Origin of the sequence: Streptosporangium sp. NPDC000563 (assembly GCF_040299985.1) — a bacterium.
Lineage (GTDB): Bacteria > Actinomycetota > Actinomycetes > Streptosporangiales > Streptosporangiaceae > Streptosporangium.
Genome location: NZ_JBEPDA010000009.1, coordinates 217,451 through 235,517, shown reverse-complemented (window position 1 = coordinate 235,517; position 18,067 = coordinate 217,451). Strand labels below are relative to the sequence as shown.

General features: G+C 71.2%; 19 protein-coding genes. 6 read left to right on the top strand and 13 right to left on the bottom strand.

Features of this window, described 5'->3' with window-relative positions; genetic code table 11:
* Nucleotides 1-41: 41 nt before the first annotated feature.
* Nucleotides 42-1,262, bottom strand: a complete 1,221-nt coding sequence (locus ABT352_RS22385) for an ABC transporter ATP-binding protein (protein WP_350946819.1) — start codon at nt 1,260-1,262, stop codon at nt 42-44.
* Nucleotides 1,263-1,439: 177 nt separating this feature from the next.
* Between ABT352_RS22385 and ABT352_RS22380 the strand changes: the two genes are divergently transcribed.
* Nucleotides 1,440-2,438, top strand: a complete 999-nt coding sequence (locus ABT352_RS22380) for a LacI family DNA-binding transcriptional regulator (RefSeq protein ID WP_350946818.1) — start codon at nt 1,440-1,442, stop codon at nt 2,436-2,438.
* Here the strand turns inward: ABT352_RS22380 and ABT352_RS22375 are convergent.
* Complete coding sequence (locus ABT352_RS22375; RefSeq protein WP_350946817.1) at nt 2,410-2,895, bottom strand: glutathione peroxidase; 486 nt, start codon at nt 2,893-2,895, stop codon at nt 2,410-2,412. The two genes, ABT352_RS22380 and ABT352_RS22375, sit on opposite strands and share 29 nt — an antisense overlap.
* A 222-nt stretch (nt 2,896-3,117) precedes the next feature.
* On the opposite strand from ABT352_RS22375, the gene ABT352_RS22370 reads away from it, so the two are divergent.
* Together ABT352_RS22370 and ABT352_RS22365 are read left to right on the top strand one after the other, a co-directional pair.
* Nucleotides 3,118-3,507 carry an aggregation-promoting factor C-terminal-like domain-containing protein gene (locus ABT352_RS22370; protein ID WP_350946816.1) on the top strand — a complete coding sequence of 130 codons (390 nt, stop codon included), beginning with the start codon at nt 3,118-3,120 and terminating at the stop codon, nt 3,505-3,507.
* A gap of 460 nt (nt 3,508-3,967) precedes the next feature.
* Nucleotides 3,968-4,342, top strand: coding sequence for an aggregation-promoting factor C-terminal-like domain-containing protein (locus ABT352_RS22365; RefSeq protein WP_350946815.1), 375 nt, complete (start codon nt 3,968-3,970; stop codon nt 4,340-4,342).
* Nucleotides 4,343-4,449: 107 nt separating this feature from the next.
* On the opposite strand, the gene ABT352_RS22360 is transcribed toward ABT352_RS22365, so the two are convergent.
* The 3 genes from ABT352_RS22360 to ABT352_RS22350 all read right to left on the bottom strand — a co-directional run bounded on the left by ABT352_RS22360 (nt 4,450) and on the right by ABT352_RS22350 (nt 5,696).
* Nucleotides 4,450-4,782 (bottom strand): DUF202 domain-containing protein, encoded by a 333-nt coding sequence (locus ABT352_RS22360; RefSeq protein WP_350946814.1) that lies wholly within the window; start codon nt 4,780-4,782, stop codon nt 4,450-4,452.
* A 7-nt stretch (nt 4,783-4,789) separates the two neighbouring features.
* Nucleotides 4,790-5,131 (bottom strand): YidH family protein, encoded by a 342-nt coding sequence (locus tag ABT352_RS22355; RefSeq protein ID WP_350946813.1) that lies wholly within the window; start codon nt 5,129-5,131, stop codon nt 4,790-4,792.
* Nucleotides 5,132-5,294: 163 nt separating this feature from the next.
* Complete coding sequence (locus ABT352_RS22350; protein WP_350946812.1) at nt 5,295-5,696, bottom strand: DUF8711 family protein; 402 nt, start codon at nt 5,694-5,696, stop codon at nt 5,295-5,297.
* Nucleotides 5,697-5,827: 131 nt separating this feature from the next.
* Between ABT352_RS22350 and ABT352_RS22345 the strand changes: the two genes are divergently transcribed.
* The gene (locus ABT352_RS22345) at nt 5,828-6,160 is read left to right on the top strand and encodes a ubiquitin carboxyl-terminal hydrolase 14 (protein ID WP_350946811.1); all 333 of its coding nucleotides are present in this window, start codon (nt 5,828-5,830) and stop codon (nt 6,158-6,160) included.
* 153 nt (nt 6,161-6,313) lie between these two features.
* On the opposite strand, the gene ABT352_RS22340 is transcribed toward ABT352_RS22345, so the two are convergent.
* Nucleotides 6,314-6,721, bottom strand: coding sequence for a VOC family protein (locus ABT352_RS22340; protein ID WP_350946810.1), 408 nt, complete (start codon nt 6,719-6,721; stop codon nt 6,314-6,316).
* A gap of 88 nt (nt 6,722-6,809) precedes the next feature.
* Here ABT352_RS22340 and ABT352_RS22335 point away from each other — a divergent pair, with 88 nt between their 5' ends.
* The gene (locus ABT352_RS22335) at nt 6,810-7,784 is read left to right on the top strand and encodes a helix-turn-helix transcriptional regulator (RefSeq protein WP_350946809.1); all 975 of its coding nucleotides are present in this window, start codon (nt 6,810-6,812) and stop codon (nt 7,782-7,784) included.
* A gap of 75 nt (nt 7,785-7,859) precedes the next feature.
* Here ABT352_RS22335 and ABT352_RS22330 read toward each other — a convergent pair whose 3' ends face one another.
* Together ABT352_RS22330 and ABT352_RS22325 are read right to left on the bottom strand one after the other, a co-directional pair.
* Nucleotides 7,860-9,443, bottom strand: coding sequence for a Na+/H+ antiporter (locus ABT352_RS22330; protein WP_350946808.1), 1,584 nt, complete (start codon nt 9,441-9,443; stop codon nt 7,860-7,862).
* A gap of 292 nt (nt 9,444-9,735) precedes the next feature.
* Entirely contained in the window at nt 9,736-11,145 is a 1,410-nt protein-coding gene (locus ABT352_RS22325) for a hypothetical protein (RefSeq protein WP_350946807.1), read from the bottom strand.
* 265 nt (nt 11,146-11,410) lie between these two features.
* Between ABT352_RS22325 and ABT352_RS22320 the strand changes: the two genes are divergently transcribed.
* On the top strand, nt 11,411-13,501 hold the full coding sequence (locus ABT352_RS22320; RefSeq protein ID WP_350946806.1) for an ATP-dependent DNA helicase: 2,091 nt from the start codon (nt 11,411-11,413) through the stop codon (nt 13,499-13,501).
* 191 nt (nt 13,502-13,692) lie between these two features.
* On the opposite strand, the gene aroQ is transcribed toward ABT352_RS22320, so the two are convergent.
* From aroQ to ABT352_RS22295, 5 genes are all read right to left on the bottom strand, one after another.
* Nucleotides 13,693-14,127, bottom strand: a complete 435-nt coding sequence (gene aroQ / locus ABT352_RS22315) for a type II 3-dehydroquinate dehydratase (RefSeq protein ID WP_350946856.1) — start codon at nt 14,125-14,127, stop codon at nt 13,693-13,695.
* A 64-nt stretch (nt 14,128-14,191) separates the two neighbouring features.
* On the bottom strand, nt 14,192-15,268 hold the full coding sequence (aroB, locus tag ABT352_RS22310; protein ID WP_350946805.1) for a 3-dehydroquinate synthase: 1,077 nt from the start codon (nt 15,266-15,268) through the stop codon (nt 14,192-14,194).
* Nucleotides 15,265-15,768: a shikimate kinase gene (locus ABT352_RS22305; protein ID WP_350946804.1), complete on the bottom strand. Its 504-nt coding sequence runs from the start codon at nt 15,766-15,768 to the stop codon at nt 15,265-15,267. The genes aroB and ABT352_RS22305 overlap by 4 nt, the downstream gene beginning before the upstream one ends.
* Before the next feature lie 64 nt (nt 15,769-15,832).
* Complete coding sequence (aroC, locus tag ABT352_RS22300) at nt 15,833-17,011, bottom strand: chorismate synthase (RefSeq protein WP_350946803.1); 1,179 nt, start codon at nt 17,009-17,011, stop codon at nt 15,833-15,835.
* An 83-nt stretch (nt 17,012-17,094) separates the two neighbouring features.
* Nucleotides 17,095-17,877 (bottom strand): prepilin peptidase, encoded by a 783-nt coding sequence (locus ABT352_RS22295; protein ID WP_350946802.1) that lies wholly within the window; start codon nt 17,875-17,877, stop codon nt 17,095-17,097.
* Nucleotides 17,878-18,067: the final 190 nt, after the last annotated feature.

Genomic DNA, 18,067 nt, shown 5'->3' with positions numbered 1-18,067 from the left:
GTCGTGGACGGGCCTTCCTTCACAGCGGCCCGTTCGGTGGATCAGACGCGGACGCCGGCCTCGTGGCCGATCGCCAGACCCGAGACCGGGTCGAAGAAGTGCAGGTTGTGGGTGTCGACGATCAGCTCGATGTTCTGGCCGGGACGGACGTGGCTGCGGGAGTTGACGCGGGCGGTCCACAGCGACTTGTCGCCCACCAGCGGCAGCGCCGAGTCCTCGTCGCCGTCGTCGGCGGCGGCGGCCACGGTGTCCTGGTGCTGGACCGGCGGGGCGTCGATGAGGAAGAGCACGTTGATCTCGGAGCCCAGCTCCTCGGTGACCTCGGCGCGGACCGGCAGGCGCACCCACCCGGAGGAGGAGGCGTTGGCGGCGACCGAGTCGTCGAAGTCGGAGGGGCGGATGCCCAGGATGATCTTCTTGCCGACGTACTGCTCCAGGGCGCGCTTCTCGGCGACGGTCTCGTTCGGCACCGGCAGCCTGAAGCCCGCGAACGCGACGGCGAGGCCGCCGTCGCCGCGCACCAGCTCGGCGTTGACGAAGTTCATCGACGGCGAGCCCATGAAGCCCGCGACGAACAGGTTGACCGGCTTGTCGAAGAGGTTCTGCGGGGTGTCGACCTGCTGGAGCAGGCCGTCGCGCAGCACGCAGACGCGGTCGCCGAGGGTCATCGCCTCGACCTGGTCGTGGGTGACATAGACGGTCGTCACGCCCAGGCGCTCGTGCAGGGTGTTGAGGGAGGCCCGCATGGAGACGCGGAGCTTGGCGTCCAGGTTGGACAGCGGCTCGTCCATGAGGAAGGCCTGCGGCTCGCGCACGATGGCGCGGCCCATGGCGACACGCTGACGCTGACCACCGGAGAGGGCGGCGGGCTTGCGCTTGAGGTACTGGTCGAGGCCGAGCATCTTGGCGGCCTCGCCGACGCGCTTGGAGATCTCCGCCTTGGGCATCTTGCGGAGCTTCAGACCGAAGGCGAGGTTCTCCTCGACGGTCATGTGCGGGTAGAGCGCGTAGTTCTGGAAGACCATGGCGATGTCACGGTCCTTCGGGGGCAGGTGGTTGACCACCCGGTCGCCGATCGCGATCTCGCCGCCGCTGATGTCCTCAAGGCCGGCGATCATCCGCAGGGCGGTGGACTTGCCACATCCGGACGGCCCCACCAGCACCATGAACTCCCCGTCCTTGATCTCAAGATCAAGGCCGTTCACTGCTTTGACGCCGCCCGCGTAGATCTTGTCGACTTTGCTGAGAACGATGGATGCCATGGATGTCCTTGTCGCCTCGGGCCAACCCCGCGTTCACCCGATATTGGATACGTTTTCATGCATCTCACCGGAAACGGATAACCCTGTCAAGGGTTTGCCCGGTTCTGGCCTGTCAGCACGACAGTCGTTCTCGCTCCGCACTGGAACGAACACGGAAAACATGATGGAATCGTTTCCATGAACATGCGTCGTACGACGATCAAGGATGTGGCCGGGGCGGCCGGCGTGGGGGTCGCCACGGTGTCGCGGGTGCTGTCGGGCGGGTCGGCCAGCCCGGAGACCAGGGAGCGGGTGCTGACCGTCGCCGCCCAGCTCGACTACCGGCCCAGCGCGCTCGGACGCAACCTGCGCCAGCGGCGCTCGGGCGGCATCGGGCTGCTGCTGCCCGACATCACCGACACCTTCTACGGCCGGGTGGCCGACGGCGTGCTCGCCTGCGCGCGCTCGGCCGGCGAGCCGGTGATCGTGGGCACGACCGGGGACGACCCGGAGCGCGAGGCCGAGCTGATCGGCATGCTGCTGGAGCAGGGGGTGGACCGGGTGATCGCGATCCCCTCCGGCGACGGCGACGGCTGGGCGCCGACCCTGCGGGCCGGGGTGATCACGGTGTTCGCACACCGGCTCTCGGCCGGGCGTGACGACATCCCCGCGGTGGTGGCCGACGACCGCGCGGGAGTCGGGACCGCGGTCGACTACCTGACGGGGCTGGGGCACCGGCGCATCGCCTATCTGGGCGGCCCGGGACAGCAGCAGCGCCTGTCGGCCTTCAGGCAGGCGCTGGGCCCTCTCGTCGACGAGGACCTCATCGTCGTCGCCCGGGGCAGCCGCGACTCCGCGTACGCCGCCGCGGCCGGGCTCTTCCAGCACCGGCCGGACCTGACCGCCGTGCTGGCCGGGGGCAACCTGCTGGGCGAGGCGGCCGTGCTGGCGGCGCGGGAGCTGGACCTGCGCATCCCCAGGGACCTGTCTCTGATCATGTTCGACGACGTGCCCTGGGCGGAGCTGTGCTCACCGCCGCTGACGGTGATCGCCCAGCCCGCCAGGGACATCGGCTACCGCGCCGCCGAGCTGGTGCTGCGCGGCGGCACCAGGAGGCCGCGGGGTGTGCTGCTGCCCACCGAGCTGATCGTGAGGGGCAGCTGCGCGGCTAGAGGGACTTCTCGATCGCCGCGATGACGGCGGGGTCGTCGGGCTGGACCTTGGGCCGGAACCTCGCCAGCACCTCCCCGTCCCGCCCGACGAGAAACTTCTCGAAGTTCCACTCGACGTCACCGGCCTTGCCCTCGGCGTCGGGGGTGGCGGTCAGCACGTCGTAGAGGGGGTGCCTGCCGTCACCGTTGACCTCGGTCTTGGCCAGCAGCGGGAAGTCGACGCCGTAGGTGGTGGAGCAGAACTCCTGGATCTCCTCGGCGGTGCCCGGCTCCTGGCCGTAGAACTGGTTGCACGGCACTCCGACGACGGTGAAGCCCCGCTCGCCGTAGGTCCGCTGCAGGTCGACGAGACCGGCGTACTGAGGGGTGAGGCCACACCTGGAGGCGACGTTCACCACGAGAACGGCCCTGTCTCCGGCCAGCTCGGCCAGAGTGGTGGGCGTGTCGGCGAGAGTGTCGATGGCGATATCACGGATTCCCATGAGTCGCAGCCTAATCTCCCTGTCACATTTGGGAGTTATGCCGTCCATAAAGTGAAATGTGACTGAGGCCACAGGTGAGACGATGCCCCCCTCACCAAGGCTTTGATCATTCTCTTACCGATCTTTGACAGGACTCCTGACAGGCGCTGTCGACTGGCCCGCCGCCGAACGGCGAGGCATCGTGTCGGCCGTTCCCCCGTACTCAACGCACAAGGGAGTCCCATGTCGACGCTACGCCGTACCGGTGTGCTGGTGATCACCTCCGTGCTCGCCCTCGGCACCACCACGGTCGCTCAGGCGTCCTCGGCACGAGCGGGCAACCAGGCCGTCGCCAAGCCGCTGGTGTCCGCGCACGGCTGGAACAAGACCCAGTTCAACTGCCTTCGCAAGCTCTGGAGCAAGGAGAGCAACTGGAACCACCGCGCACTCAACCGCTCCTCGGGTGCGTACGGCATCCCGCAGGCGCTGCCCGCGGGCAAGATGGCCACCGCGGGGCGCGACTGGCGCACCAACCCCAGGACGCAGATCAAGTGGGGACTCGGCTACATCAAGCAGCGCTACGGCTCACCGTGCCAGGCCTGGAACCACTCCCTGGCGCGGGGCTGGTACTGATCAGGAAGCGGTGCCCTGAAACCCCATGGCAGGGTGATTTTCACCCCGTCTCCCGGCATGGGTGATTCACCGGTCGTAACCGGCCCTTCCTCGAACCACCCGTAAATCACGAAGATCGGGCAAACACCTCCCCTTCGCGTGTCCCTATCCACCGTTCGGCGCTCTCTCACGTAATAGAAAGCCGCCTAGAGAGATCGCCGCGGCGTCTCATGCCGGAAACAGGCCGGAGAGACCGCGCGGACGTCCCCGTCCGAGCCACGGACGCCGGATCGTCGGACGAGGCAGGACACTCCGTGTCACTCCCTCGCCTTCCGCACGCGGCCCGAGGACAAGGATCCACGTGAACAGCTACCGCGTTCTGCGCAACACCGTCGCGACCGTTCTGGCAGCATCGACGATGGTCGGCCCATCGGCGACGGGGAAGGCTGAAAGCACCTCCGAGACGTCCAGGAAAGGGACGATGAGGACGGTGCACAGGCTCACCTGGGCCACCCAGGTGAAGCCGAGGGTGAAAGCGGTCGCGAGAACCGCCAAGGGCAGGAACAAGACGATCGCCTATCGTCTGGTGTCCCGCCGAGCGTGGCCGCACAGCCAGTTCCGCTGCCTGGACAGTCTCTGGACCAGGGAGAGCAACTGGAACCACCGCGCGTACAACCGCTCGTCGGGCGCGTACGGCATCCCGCAGGCGCTGCCCGCGGGCAAGATGGCCGGCAGTGGCAAGGACTGGCGCCACAACCCGGCCACGCAGATCCACTGGGGTCTGCGATACATCAAGAGCCGCTACGGGTCACCGTGCGGCGCGTGGGGTCACTTCCGGTCGAGCAACTGGTACTGACCCAGGAGAGTTTCCAGGGGAAGGGACAACTCTCCTGACGTCCGGGGCCTGGGGCCCCAGGCCCCGGACGTCACCCTTTCCACCCCTTCGAGCCGCTCCCCCGCCCTCTACCTTCCGAACCTTCCCAGCACGAAGACGACGGCCCCGGCCACGGCGGCGAGGGTGCCGATCCAGACGATGAGGGCGTCGGCCCGGTTGTCGAGGGGGTGGCCCCCGTGCAGGGCCTCCTGGGTGCGCCGGTAGCGGACGCCCGTGTGGGTCAGCAGCAGGACGGCGCAGAACACCGCGGGGACGAAGGGGACGACGGCGAGGACGGGCGTTCCCTCGCGCAGGGCGACGCCCGCGCCGGCCAGGCTGGTGACGGCCAGCACCGCGGTGGTGCGGACCCAGGCGAGACGGGTCCGTTCGTTCTGCAGCCCTTCGTCCCAGAGCCTGTTCACCGCGGGATCACCTGGACAGCAGGATGAGGACGAGGGCGAGCACGGCGACCGCCGCCACACCGTATCCGAACAGGGGCGCGAGGGCCGGCGGCGGGAGCGGGGCGGAGCTGCGCAGGGCGTTCTGGACGCGGCGCCAGCGAGGGTAGGCCATCGCGGCCGCCAGGGCCGAGAGCGACACCAGGATCACGGCGAGCAGGGTGCGCATCCACGGGACGAAGACGTCGGCGGAGACGGCGGCCATCGCCACGCCGCCCGCGCTCAGCGCGAGCGACGTACTCAACCAGGTCAGGTACGTGCGTTCGTTGGCGAGGGTGAACCGGGGGTCCGGCTCGTTGTCCGGAGAGTTCATGAACTTTCCTGGGTCTTCATAGGAACGACGCTATTTCAGCGACATTCCCCCTAGAGAACCCGGGATTTCCGGAGGTGCGCTCCGACACCTCCGGGTCTCACCCGCCCGGCCGCCGGGACGAAGGCTCCGGCGGCGGGTGATCTCCGCACTCAGGCGGCGAGGACTATCCGCAGGCTTCCGTCAGCTGCTGGACCCAGCGTGCCGAGTCGGTGGCCACCTTCTGGGCGGCGTCGACGGCGCTGTTGGCGTCGGTGACGTTGATGCCCTCCAGGGTCTTGGAGACGCCCTCGGCGGCCTCCTTCAACGAGGTGTTGGCCGCCTTGTCGGCGAGGTCGCCCAGCTTGGCGCCGCCCTCGTTCAGCGCCTGCTCCATCGCGGCGGGGTCGTTGAGCAGCCCGGAGACCTTGGAGACGGTCTCGGTGACGATGCCCGTCGCCTGCACGCACTCCTGCGCCTTGTCGATGCCCTGGCTCACCTCCTGGAGCTCCGAGCAGCCGGTGGTGACGAGGACTGCGGCCAGCGCGGAGGCGGCGAGGACGGGAATTCGTCGCGGAAGGGGTCGCATGTCCCGACCCTACCCAACGGGCCGCCGCGACAGGCGCCGCCGTACCGCCTCGTTACCCGCCGGATCCGCTCGCGGAGGCGGGAGGCGGGAAGACCCTGGAATCAGGCGCGGGAAGACCACGAAGCTGGGACGTGGGGAGGCCCCGAATCCGGGACGCCGAGCTGGCCGTACGATCGATCAGTAGCCATACGAACGAGGGGGAGACCATGCCGACCTGTGAGCACATCCTGACAGCCCAGGACCCGCCGCCGCGCACACCCCAGGGATGCGAGGAATGCCTGTTGATGGGCAGTCGCTGGGTCCACCTGCGCAAGTGCCTGTCCTGCGGGCACATCGGCTGCTGCGACTCCTCGCCCAACAAGCACGCCAGCGCCCACTTCCTGCTGACCTCCGACCCGGTCGTGGCCTCGTTCGAGCCGGGCGAGGACTGGCGCTGGTGCTACGTGGACAACATCATCGGCTGACCCGTCGGCCCCACGCCCACAACCGACCGGGCCGGACCGGCGGATGACGGCCCGGCCCGGACGAACACCGCCTCGCGGCCGTCCGGCGGCCTCCGGTCCCGGCTCACGAGCGAGCCCTCCACTTCGAAGGCTCGGCGACGGTCACGCCGTGCGTCAACGGTCCAGCATTTCCAGGTAGTGCTCGTTGTACATGATCCCCAGCACGTTGCCGAACGGATCGACCACGGACGCGGTGACGAAACCGGGGCCGCGCTCGGTGATCGGCATGTACGGCGTGGCCCCCATCGCCAGCAGCCGGTCCAACGTGGCCCGCACGTCGTCGACGTGCCAGTGGACGACCGCGCCTCCCGGGGTGGCGGCCGCCTCCGACGGGGCGTACCGCCGGTCGATGAGACCGAGTTCCGACAGGTGGTCGCCGATCCGGAACTCGTAGTAGGCGGCCGATTGCCCGTCACCGGGGGCCTCGAAGTACGGTTCGACGTCCAGCAGGTCGGCGTACCACTTCTTGGCGGCCTCCATGTCATCGGCCCAGAGGTTGATGGTGGCCGGTCCTCGCAACATGGGTGTTTCCTTCGTTCGATCAGTGGTGCCGACCATTTTCGGCTCTAAAGTGCTCACCAACTGATCACTTTTCTGGAGAACCGGAAGCATGCGCGCCGACCGTCTTGTCGCCGTCCTCCTGCTCATGCAGGCCCGAGGCCGAGTGACCGCGTCCGAACTGGCCGAGGAGCTGGAGGTATCCGTGGCCACCGCCCGCCGCGACCTCGAGGCGCTGTCGGCGGCCGGCGTCCCGGTCTACCCCCAACCAGGACGCGGCGGCGGATGGTCCCTCGTCGGCGGCGCCCGCACCGACCTCAGCGGCCTGTCGGCGACCGAGGCCCAGGCCCTGTTCCTGCTCCTCGGCCCGGCGACGTCCGTCGTCCCCGAGGCCAGATCCGCGCTGCGCAAGCTTCTGAGGGCCCTGCCCGGCACGTTCCGCGCCGACGCCGAGGCCGCGGCGAGAGCCATCGTGGTCGACCCGGCCGGCTGGGGTGCGCGGGAACGCCGGCGTCCCCAACCGGTCGAAGTCCTGCAGAACGCCACCGTCCGCCACCTCAAGGTCGATCTCACCTACACCAACCGGGCCGGTGAACAGAGGCGACGGCTCGTCGCCCCCTGGGGTTTGATCGACAAGGACGACATCTGGTACCTCATGGCCGGAACCGACGACGGGCAACGAACCTTCCGGGTCGATCGGATCGTCGAAGCGGTCGTGACGGACCTCCCCTCTCAGCGACCCGACGATTTCGAACTGTCACAGGCGTGGCAGCGGGTCGTCGACGAGATGGAGAGGCGACGCTCGCGCGTCTCGGCGACCGTGCTCGCCGACGCCCGCCACCTGCCGGTCCTGCGCGACCAGTTCGGGCGCCACTGCGTCGTCGAGGGCCCCGCCGGCGACGGGCGTGTCCGTGTCCGCCTCAGCGCCCCGACGCCACTGATGATCGCTCAGCAGCTCGCCGGTTGGGGCGCCGCCGTCGAGGTCGAGGAACCGGATCCCGTCCGTGCCGAACTCGCCCGGCTCGGCTCGGAACTCACCGAGCGCTACGCCGCCCGGAGGGAGTCCGCCACCGGTCGACGGCCCTGAGGTGGCCGGGCCGCCGACCGCGGAACACGGTGGTGGCGGCCCGATCCGCTCCGGTGCCGACCTGCCCGGGGTCGGCTAGTCACGCTCCAGGGTGGCCTCTTCGAAGTCGATCTCGTGGAGGACCCTGCGGAGCACCTCGTCGTCGATGCGCCGCTCGTCGCGGAGTCCGACGAACACCTCGCGCTCGACCATCAGCATCTCCCTGCGGAGCCGCCGGTAGACGCCGCTCGGCGTCTCCTCCCCCTCGGGTCCCGTACCGCCGCCCAGGCGCTCCCAGGCGGTGAGGGTACGGCGCTCGGCGCGGGTTCTCAGCTGGTCGACGACCTCCCTGTGGAGTTCGTCGACGCCCTCGGCCACCAGTTCGTCCAGCCGGGCCAGCGCGGCCGCGGCGGCCGCCTGCTGCGCGGCCGCCTCGGCCAGGTTGTCGGCGTAGATCTCCCGCTCGTTGGAGACCTTCAACCTGCGGATCAGCGCCGGGAACGTCAGGCCCTGGACCAGGAGCGTGCCGATCACCACCGAGAAGGTGAGGAACAGGAGCAGGTCGCGGCCGGGAAAGGTCGCGGGTATGGCGAAGGCCGCGGCCAGGGAGACCACTCCGCGCATGCCCGCCCAGCTCACGATCGTCACGTTCTGCCAGGTCGGCGCGTGGGTCTCGGCCTGCCGGACCTTCTTGGACAGCATCCGGGGCAGGTAGATGCTGGGCACGACCCAGACCACCCTCGCGACCACCGCGGCGCCGAAGACGGCGAGCGCCATCCCTGCGAGCCTCCACCTGTCGCCCCACTCCAGCTCCCTCATGATCGGCCACATCTGCAGGCCGATCAGCGCGAAGACGATCGTCTCCAGGAAGAAGCCGAAGACCCGCCAGACCGCTTCCGAGAGCAACCGGGTGCCGAAGCCCGCCCTGGGCATGTGGTGGCCGATGTAGAGGCCGACGATCACCACGACGATCACGCCGGAGACGTTCAGGATCTCGGCCGCGAGGTAGACGGCGAACGGGATGAGCAGCATGACGGTGTTCTCGACGAGCGCGTCACGCAGCCGGACCAGCACCCAGGTCAGGATCCAGGCGAGCGCGAGGCCCATCGCCACGCCGCCCGCCGCGGAACGCGCGAAGTCCAGGGCGGCGTCCTGCCAGGTGATGCCGTGCCCGACCGCCGCCGCGATCGCCACCCGGTAGGCGGTGAGCGCGGTGGCGTCGTTGAACAGGCTCTCCCCCACCAGGATGGTGACCACCTTGCGGGGCAGCCCGAGCCTGCGGGCCACGGCGACGGCGGCGACCGCGTCGGGCGGGGCCACGATCGCGCCCAGCGCGAACGCGGCGGCCACCGGCAGCTGGGGCAGGAGCAGATGGGTGACCCACCCGACGACCAGCGTGGTGAACAGCACCAGGCCGACCGAGAGCAGCGCGATCGGCCTGCGCAGGTCCTTCAGCCTCAGGTAGGAGCTGTCGATCGCCGCCGAGTAGAGCAGCGGGGGCAGGAAGACCAGCAGGACCAGCTGGGGGTCGAGGTCGTACTCGGGTACGAACGGCGACAGCACCACACCGGCGAGCACGAGCAGCAGCGGCGCCGGCCATCCCCTGCGCCTGGCCACCGCGGCCACCGCGATCCCGACGGCCGACACCGCCAGCATCTGCAGCACCGTCGACTCTTCCACGCCACCCCGTCAGGTAGGGATCGGTCGGTCACCCGGCGGTCACCGGGCAGCCACCGCACGGCCGCTGAGCGGCCACCGAAGCAGCCTACGTGCCCCGGCACGCCTCGCGAACCGCCCTCCCCGGCGGGCCGAGACCACCATACGGCGCGAGTCGCGCCCCCGGCGGACGCCACACACCGTCCGTCCGGACGAAGAGCTCCGCGACAGGGCGTGGCGGAGTGGACGGAACGGCTCAGACCTCACGAGGGACACGGCGGGGCCGTGCGAGCAGGGGCCGCGTCCCGGGGAGAGGTCACCAGTCGCGCTGCTCGTCCCGGTCGCTGCGGCGCCGGCCCTCGCGGCGCCTGTCGTCGTACTGGCGCTCGTCTCGGCGGTGATCGTCGTACCGCTCGTCGTAGCGCTGCTCGGGGCGGAGCCTCTCACCGGTGGAGTGCGGTGGCTGATCCTGGACGTAGGGGCGGGGCAGTCTCTGGTCGGGCGCGGCCTGACCTCGCAGGCCCAGAGGATCGGACGGGTCGACGTCCTGCTGGGCGTACGAGGGCGGCGCGCCGTACAGGTCGCGCAGGTCGGCGGGATGACCGGCCTGGTGCTGCTGGGCGCCGTAGGCGTAGGGATCGGGCTGCGCGGGGGCCGGGTAGCCGCCGTAGGAGTCGCCCTGGGAGGCGTCGTAGGCGGCCTGCTGCTGGGCGGCGAACCCGAAGGGGTCGGTCGAGTTCTGCTGTCCCTGCCCGTAGGGGTCGGGCTCCGGCCGCTGGGCGGACTCGGCGAACTGTCCGGCGAACTGGTCGAGGCGCGGCGTGAACGAGGTGGCCGGCTTCCTGCGGCCCGCCGGGGCCGTGAACGGATCGGCGGGCTGGGCGGGCTGGGACGGGGACTGGGGCGGAACGCCGTACGGATCGGGCCGCTGGGCGCCGTAGGGGTCGGGCTGGGCGGCGCCGTAGGCGGCCTGCCGGCCGGGCGGAGCGGCGTAGGGGTCCGGCGCGGGCGGGGCGCCGTACGGGTCGGGCTGGGCGGGCGGGGCGCCGTAGGGGTCCGGCTGCTGGGCACCGTACGGGGCGGGCGGCGCGGGCGGGTAGCGGTCGCCGGACAGCTGGTAGGCGGCCTCGCCGGTGGCGGGGCCCGAGCCGAGCGGCTCGACCGGCTGCGGCTGCCCGTAGGGCAGGGAGTCGTTCACGATCATGTTCTCGCGCGGCACGACGTCCGGGGAGCCGTACCCCTGGGGCATCCGCTCCTGGGGGCGGTCGAGGGGGGGCGGCGGCACCGCGCCTCGCGCGACGAGCACGTCGTTCGGACCGAGGGTGGCGGCCTGGCGGGGTTCGTCCAGCGGCGAGGGGACGTGACCGGCCGGGTCGGAGTACTGCTGCGCCTGGGCGTAGTCCTCCGGGCGGGGCCGGGCGTACTGACCGGTGCCGGGATACTCGCCGTAGGGCTGCGGCTCGTCCTGGGAGGGCTGCTCGGCGTGAACGGGCTCGCCCACCTCGTCGGGGTACTGCCCACCGGCTTCGACGAAACCCTCGTCAAGTGTGTCGACCAGGCGTCCCACATCGCTCATGGGCATGCGGAAACTCGCGGTGCACATCTCGCCGCGCCACAGGCTCAGCACCAGCGTGCCTTCGTGCCAGGTGACCCGGAGCACCCGCTCCTGGCCACGCTCGTCAAAGAACACCTCACCGAACGACGGCAACGGGACAACTTCCGACATGGAAGACATAGTGCTTTAACCAGCCTTTATTCGTCCACTCGACCTCGGGAAACCCTACCGAACCGGTCTTTACGTCCCCATCTTCCGCCTCAGCGGCACCGAAACGGTAGCCCCTCCCTTGACCTTACGAGGATTGATGAGCCGGGTGATCCAGCCAGTTTGCCATGTGACGTGAACCTCGGGTTCCGGAATACGGGTATGCGTCCACGCCGCGACTCGCCGGAGCAGCCGCGACTGTCGGGGCGAACGGGTACGGTTGGCTGTCGTGCCGACCGACTCCATCGCCCCATCCGAAGACGTCTCCTCAAAGGTGGATATTCCCCCGGTTGAGGATCTGCTGAGCACCGCCGTCGAGGCGGTCGGCGGGGTCGAGCGCCCCGGGCAGATCACGATGACGAGGGCGGTGCAGCACGCGATCGAGTCGGGCGACCACCTCGCCGTCCAGGCCGGCACGGGCACCGGCAAGTCACTCGCCTACCTGATCCCCTCGATCAGGCACGCGATGACCTCCAAGGGCGCCGTGGTGGTCTCCACCGCCACCATCGCGCTCCAGCGCCAGCTCGTCGACCGCGACCTGCCCCGCCTCGCCAAGGCCCTCGCCCCGAAGCTGCCGCACGAGCCCGCGTTCGCGATCCTCAAGGGCCGCCGCAACTACCTGTGCCGATACAAGGCGAGCGCGGGATGGCCGGACGAGGAGCAGGACCAGCTCTTCGACCCCCGGGAGGTCAACGCGACGGGCCGGATGGTCCAGCGCATCCAGGAGTGGGCGAACGAGACGGAGACCGGCGACCGCGACGAGCTCGTCCCCGGTGTCAACGAGCAGGCCTGGCGCCAGTTCTCGGTCAGCGCCAGGGAGTGCCTGGGGGCCACCCGCTGCCCGAGCGGCATGGAGTGCTTCGCCGAGCTGGCCCGCGCCCGCGCCGGTGAGTCCGACGTGGTCGTGACCAACCACGCGCTGCTCGCGATCGACGCGATGGAGGACTTCCCTCTCCTGCCCGAGCACGAGGTGGTCGTGGTCGACGAGGCCCACGAGCTGGTCGACCGCGTCACCTCGGTGGTGAGCGGCGAGCTGTCGGAGACCATGGTCGCGGTCGCCGCGCGGCGGGTCGGCAAGCTCATCGAGCAGCACCTCGCCGACCGGCTCATGGAGGCCGGCGAGGACCTCAAGGCCCTGCTCGCCGCGGCCCCCGCCGGGCGCCTCGACGAGCTCCCCCAGGTGCTCGGGATGACACTCGCCCTGACCCGCGACGCGGCGTGGGCGTGCATCACCGCCCTCGGCCCGCGAGGTGGCGACAAGGACGACCCGGAGGGCGCGGGGCTGCGCAGGGCGGCCTTCACCTCGCTGGACGAGGTCCACGACACCGCGCAGCGCATGCTCGACGCCTTCGGCCACGCCGAGGAGATCGACCGGGCCGAGGTGGTCTGGCTGGAGGCGGGCACCGACCGGCGTCCTCCCCTGCTGCGGGTGGCGCCGCTCACGGTGGCGGGCATGCTGCGCGACAAGCTCTTCGGCGACCGTACGGTCATCCTGACCTCCGCCACGCTCGCCCTGGGCGGCGCCTTCGACGGCCTGGCCCGCCAGTGGGGCCTGGGCGGCGGGAAGGACGCCGCGGAACCCGTGGAAGAGGAGACGCGGGAAGGCGGGGAAGGCGGGGACAGGAAGCGGAAGAAACGCGACAAGGGCGGAGCCGGTTGGACCGGCATCGACGTCGGTTCCCCCTTCGACCACCCGCGCAGCGGCATCCTCTACGTCGCCAAGCACCTGCCCCAGCCGGGGCGCGACGGCCTGCCCGAGGCATACCTTGAGGAGATCACCGAGCTGATCGAGGCGGCGGGAGGCCGCACCCTCGGCCTGTTCTCCTCGATGCGCGCCGCCAAGGCGGCCACCGAGGCCCTGCGCGACCGGCTGAGCGTGCCGCTGCTCTGCCAGGGAGACGACTCCACGATGCTGCTGGTCAAGCAGTTCGCGGAGGACGAGCCGACCTGCCTGTTCGGCACGCTGTCGCTCTGGCAGGGTGTCGACGTCCCCGGTCCCTCGCTGCGCCTGGTCATCATCGACCGCATCCCCTTCCCCCGCCCCGACGACCCGCTCAGCTCCGCCCGCCAGCGCCACGTCGCGGCCAAGGGCGGCAACGGGTTCATGTCCGTCGCCGCCACCCACGCCGCGCTGCTGCTGGCCCAGGGCGCGGGCCGTCTGCTGCGCAGCCAGCACGACAAGGGTGTGGTCGCGGTGCTCGACCCCCGGCTCGCGACGGCACGCTACGCGGGGTTCCTGCGCGACTCGCTGCCACCCTTCTGGCCCACCAACGATCCGGCGAAGGTCCGCAGCGCCCTCAAGCGCCTCAGCTCCTCCTGAGACCATCGGCGCCGGATTCGCGGGTCCCTCGTCGCCGAGGGATCCGCGGATCAGAAAACGGCCGGTGCGGCAGGCCGAGGCGTGGCCGCCGCCGATCGACTCGGACCGCTTCACGGCGAACAACGCCACCGGCCGGGCACCTCAAGGTGACGGCCGATGCGGCAGCCCGAGGCCCTCTTACCGGCCCGGGATCAGGTGGCGGTCTCGGCGATGGCCTGCAACGCCAGCACGTACGACCGCAGGCCGAAGCCCGCGATGGTGCCGGTCGCCACGGCGGCGACCACCGAGTTGTGCCGGAACTCCTCGCGGGCGGCCGGGTTGCTGATGTGCACCTCGACCAGGGGCGCGGTGCGCTGGGCGATGGCGTCGCGCAGCGCGTAGGAGTAGTGGGTGAACGCCGCGGGGTTCAGCACCACGGGGATCCTGCCGTCGGCCGCCTCGTGCAGCCAGCCCAGCATCTCGGCCTCGTCGTCGGTCTGCCGGACGTCGACCGACAGGCCGAGCTCCCTGCCGGTGTCCCGGCAGAGCGCGGCCAGGTCGGCGAAGGTCTCCGCGCCGTAGACATCCGGCTCGCGGGTGCCGAGCCGCCCCAGGTTGGGGCCGTTGAGCACGTAGACGGGTCTCATCGGGTCACTCACCGCTCCTTGATGGCCGCGCGCCTGCCGCGGCGGCCGACGTGACTCAGCAGACTTACCGGGCGACCTCGTGGTAGGCGGCCTCCAGGAGCTCCTCCGGCGGGTCGACCAGCGGAGACACCTTCGCCAGGTCGTCCAGGAGGACGAAGCGCAGTTTGGCTCCGCGGCTCTTCTTGTCGAGGCGCATGTGGTCGCGCAGCTCGGGCCAGGCCTCGCGGCGGTAGGCGGTGGGCAGCCCGACCGAGGTGAGGATGGACCTGGTCCGCTCCACGACGTCGGCGCCGATCCTGCCGTCCAGCCGGGACAGCTCGGCCGCGTAGACCATGCCGATCGCGACGGCCTCGCCGTGGCGCATCCGGTATTCCTCGACGCGCTCGATCGCGTGCGCCAGTGTGTGGCCGTAGTTGAGGATCTCCCGCAGACCGCTCTCGCGCAGGTCGGCCCCGACGACCTCGGCCTTGATCCGGATCTTCCGCTCGATCAGCTCGCGGGTGTGACGTCCCTCGGGGCGCCTGGCGCCGTCCGGGTCGTCCTCGATGAGCTCGAGGATCCGGGGGTCGGCGATGAAGCCGCCCTTGATGATCTCCGCCAGACCGCCCACGTAGTCGTCGCGGGGCACCGAGACCAGCGTCGCCAGGTCGCACAGCACCCCGGCGGGCGTGTGGAAGGACCCGACGAGGTTCTTGCCCTCGGGGGTGTTGATGCCGGTCTTGCCGCCCACCGCCGCGTCGACCATGCCGAGCAGGGTGGTCGGCACCTGCACGACCTTGACGCCGCGCAGCCAGGTGGCGGCGGCGAACCCCGCCAGGTCGGTGGTGGCTCCCCCGCCGACGCCGACCACGGCGTCCGAGCGGGTGACGCCCGCGCGGCCGAAGGCCGACCACAGCTCCGCGACCACCTCGACCGTCTTCGCGCGCTCGGCGTCGGGCACCGGCAGCGCGACGACCTCGTACCCGGCCGCCTCGATCGCGCCGCAGACGGGACGGGCGATCTCCGGCAGGCTCTCCGGGTGGATCACGGCGACGGTGCTCACCCCCGCCCCCAGCAGGCCTGGCAGCTCGCCGAGCACACCGGTGCCGACCACCACCTCGTACGGGCTCTCGCCGGGCACACCGATCCTGGAGATCGTCACGGCTTCAGGTCCTCCACGATCTGGTCGACGATCTGGCCGGGTTCGCGCTCGTCGGTCGCCACCACGATCGTGGCGAGCTCCTCGTAGACGGGGCGACGGGCGTCCATCAGCTTCTTCAGCTGACTGCGCGGGTTCAGCACGAGCAGCGGTCGCGCCGAGCCCAGGCCCACCCGCTGGACGGCGTTGGAGAGCCCGACCTCCAGGTAGACCACCGGCTGTCCGGCCAGCAACGCGCGGGTGGCCTCGGCGAGGATCGCGCCGCCGCCCAGGGAGAGCACCCCGTCGTGCTCGGCCAGCGCCCGCCGTACGGCGTCGGCCTCCAGCTCGCGGAAGACCTCCTCGCCGTCCTCGACGAAGATGTCGCTCACCGGCTTGCCCGCCACCTGCTCCACGTCGGTGTCGGTGTCGCGGAAGGCGACCCCGAGCCGCTCGGCGAGAAGCTGCCCGACGGTCGACTTGCCCGATCCTGGAGGACCGATCAGCACTGCTCGGGGACTCATACGATCTCCTTCGACGCCGGCCCGCCCGTCGGGGAACCGAGAGCGGCCTCGCCGGGACGCCCGCTCACTTGATCACCAACGAGGAGAGGTAACCGGACAGGTTGCGGGCGACCTCCTCGACGGAGTCGCCACCGAACTTCTCGATCGCGGCGTCGGCCAGGATCAGCGCGACCATCGCCTCGGCGACGATCGCGGCCGCCGGGACCGCGCACACGTCGGAGCGCTCGTGGTGGGCCTTGGCGGCCTCGCCGGTCAGCACGTCGACGGTGGCGAGCGCCCGGGGGACGGTGGAGATCGGCTTCATCGCCGCGCTGACGCGCAACGGCTCGCCGTTGGTCATGCCGCCCTCGACGCCACCGGCCCGGTTGGTCATCCGGCGTACGCCGTCGGCGGTGTTCTCGATCTCGTCGTGGGCCAGGGAGCCGGGGCGGCGGGCCGTCTCGAACCCGTCGCCGACACCGACGCCCTTGATCGCCTGGATGCCCATCAGACCGGCGGCGAGGCGGGCGTCGAGGCGGCGGTCCCAGTGGGTGTAGCTGCCCAGGCCCGGCGGCAGGCCGTAGGCGATCACCTCGACGACGCCGCCGAGGGTGTCGCCGTCCTTGTGCGCCTTGTCGATCTCGGCGACCATGGCCGCGCTGCCCGCGGGGTCGGCGCAGCGCACCGGGTCGGCGTCGATCGCCTCCAGGTCGCCGGGGCCGGGGACGACACCCGGGGTGGTGGCGGCCCCGCCGATCGAGACGACGTGGCTGACGATGTCGACGCCGAGCGCCTGCTTGAGGAAGCTCCGCGCCACCTGGCCGAGCGCGACGCGGGCGGCGGTCTCGCGGGCGCTGGCCCGGTCGAGCACCGGGCGGGCGTCGTCGAAGCCGTACTTCTGCATCCCGGCGAGGTCCGCGTGGCCGGGACGGGGGCGGGAACGCGGCGCGTTGCGCGCCTGGCCCTCCAGCACGGCCGGGTCGACCGGGTCGGCGGCCATCACCGTCTCCCACTTGGGCCACTCGGTGTTGCCCACCCGGATGGCGACGGGACTGCCGAGCGTCCGGCCGTGGCGGACTCCGCCCACGATGGTCACGACGTCCTGCTCGAACTTCATCCGCGCCCCGCGCCCGTAGCCGAGGCGGCGACGGCGCAGCGCCTCGTCCAGCTGTGCCGTGGTCACCTCCACCCCGGCGGGCAGTCCTTCCAGGATCGCGACGAGCTCGGGGCCGTGGGACTCCCCTGCGGTCAACCAGCGCAACATGGTGACAAGTCTTCCACGTGCCGCCCACTGGAATGGCCTTTGTTCACCGGTTGAGACATCCGCCGGTCACCAGGACGGTCCGGTCACAGGGCGGTGAGGACGGCGACGAGCGCGCCGACGGCCATGAAGGGGCCGAAGGGGATCTCGCTCTTGCGGCCCGCGCGGCGCGAGGCCATCAGGGCGGCTCCGTAGAGCCCTCCGGCCAGCAGACCGAGGAAGGCCCCGGTGACCAGGGTGTTCCAGCCCAGCCAGCCGAGGGCCGTGCCCAGGCTCGCCGCGAACTTGACGTCGCCGAACCCCATGCCCGCCGGGTTGGCCAGGAACAGCAGCAGGTAGAAGCCCGCCAGAGCGAGGCCGCCCAGCCCGGCGCCGAGCAGGTCCCCGAGGCGGCCGTCGGCGAGGGCCGAGACGGCGAGCGGGGCGGCGGTCCCCAGGTAGGCGGCGAGGGTGAGCCTGTCGGGCAGCCGGTGGACGGCGGCGTCGACGAAGGACAGGACGACGGCGACCACCGCGAGCCAGCCGAAGGCGAGCAGTTCCGCCCCCCTCCCGACCGGCGTGACCTCCGCCCCTTCCGGCACTCCCGGCCAGATGGCCGCTCCCGCCGCCGCGTCCGGCCACAGGGCCCGCAGCGCGAGGGCGGCCAGCACCACCGCGGTGACCCCCTCCACGGCCCCGGCCGCGGGCCGGGCGCCCCGCCGCTCCCCCTCCACTCCTGACAACTCGACCCCTGACAGCTCGGCCCCCGACGACTCGACCCCCGAGAAACGGGCCACCAGGCGCCGCGTCCCGCGCCCGATCGCGAGTCCGGCCAGAGCCGCCAGGACCGCCGTCGCGGAGAGGGGCAGAAGGGTCACCGGGGGGCTCATGAAGCCGACCATAATCGGCGGTCCTCTGCCCGCGCCGGGAATCCGGGCACTCCTCCCCTCCCACGCCGGGTGTGCCGAAACGGCCCGCGCCCGGCGACCGCGCCGCGCACCGACCTCCCTTCCCGCCGAGGGGACCCGGTGGTCACCCCGCACGCCGAGCCCCGCCCCCACCGGAGTGGCCGAGAAGACC

Coding starts and splice junctions, on each gene's coding strand:
- ABT352_RS22385 (WP_350946819.1), bottom strand. CDS start 1,262: ATGGCATCCATCGTTCTCAGCAAAGTCGACAAGATCTACGCGGGCGGC.
- ABT352_RS22380 (WP_350946818.1), top strand. CDS start 1,440: ATGAACATGCGTCGTACGACGATCAAGGATGTGGCCGGGGCGGCCGGC.
- ABT352_RS22375 (WP_350946817.1), bottom strand. CDS start 2,895: ATGGGAATCCGTGATATCGCCATCGACACTCTCGCCGACACGCCCACC.
- ABT352_RS22370 (WP_350946816.1), top strand. CDS start 3,118: ATGTCGACGCTACGCCGTACCGGTGTGCTGGTGATCACCTCCGTGCTC.
- ABT352_RS22365 (WP_350946815.1), top strand. CDS start 3,968: ATGAGGACGGTGCACAGGCTCACCTGGGCCACCCAGGTGAAGCCGAGG.
- ABT352_RS22355 (WP_350946813.1), bottom strand. CDS start 5,131: ATGAACTCTCCGGACAACGAGCCGGACCCCCGGTTCACCCTCGCCAAC.
- ABT352_RS22350 (WP_350946812.1), bottom strand. CDS start 5,696: ATGCGACCCCTTCCGCGACGAATTCCCGTCCTCGCCGCCTCCGCGCTG.
- ABT352_RS22340 (WP_350946810.1), bottom strand. CDS start 6,721: ATGTTGCGAGGACCGGCCACCATCAACCTCTGGGCCGATGACATGGAG.
- ABT352_RS22335 (WP_350946809.1), top strand. CDS start 6,810: ATGCGCGCCGACCGTCTTGTCGCCGTCCTCCTGCTCATGCAGGCCCGA.
- ABT352_RS22325 (WP_350946807.1), bottom strand. CDS start 11,145: ATGTCGGAAGTTGTCCCGTTGCCGTCGTTCGGTGAGGTGTTCTTTGAC.
- aroQ (WP_350946856.1), bottom strand. CDS start 14,127: ATGAGACCCGTCTACGTGCTCAACGGCCCCAACCTGGGGCGGCTCGGC.
- ABT352_RS22305 (WP_350946804.1), bottom strand. CDS start 15,768: ATGAGTCCCCGAGCAGTGCTGATCGGTCCTCCAGGATCGGGCAAGTCG.
- aroC (WP_350946803.1), bottom strand. CDS start 17,011: ATGTTGCGCTGGTTGACCGCAGGGGAGTCCCACGGCCCCGAGCTCGTC.
- ABT352_RS22295 (WP_350946802.1), bottom strand. CDS start 17,877: ATGAGCCCCCCGGTGACCCTTCTGCCCCTCTCCGCGACGGCGGTCCTG.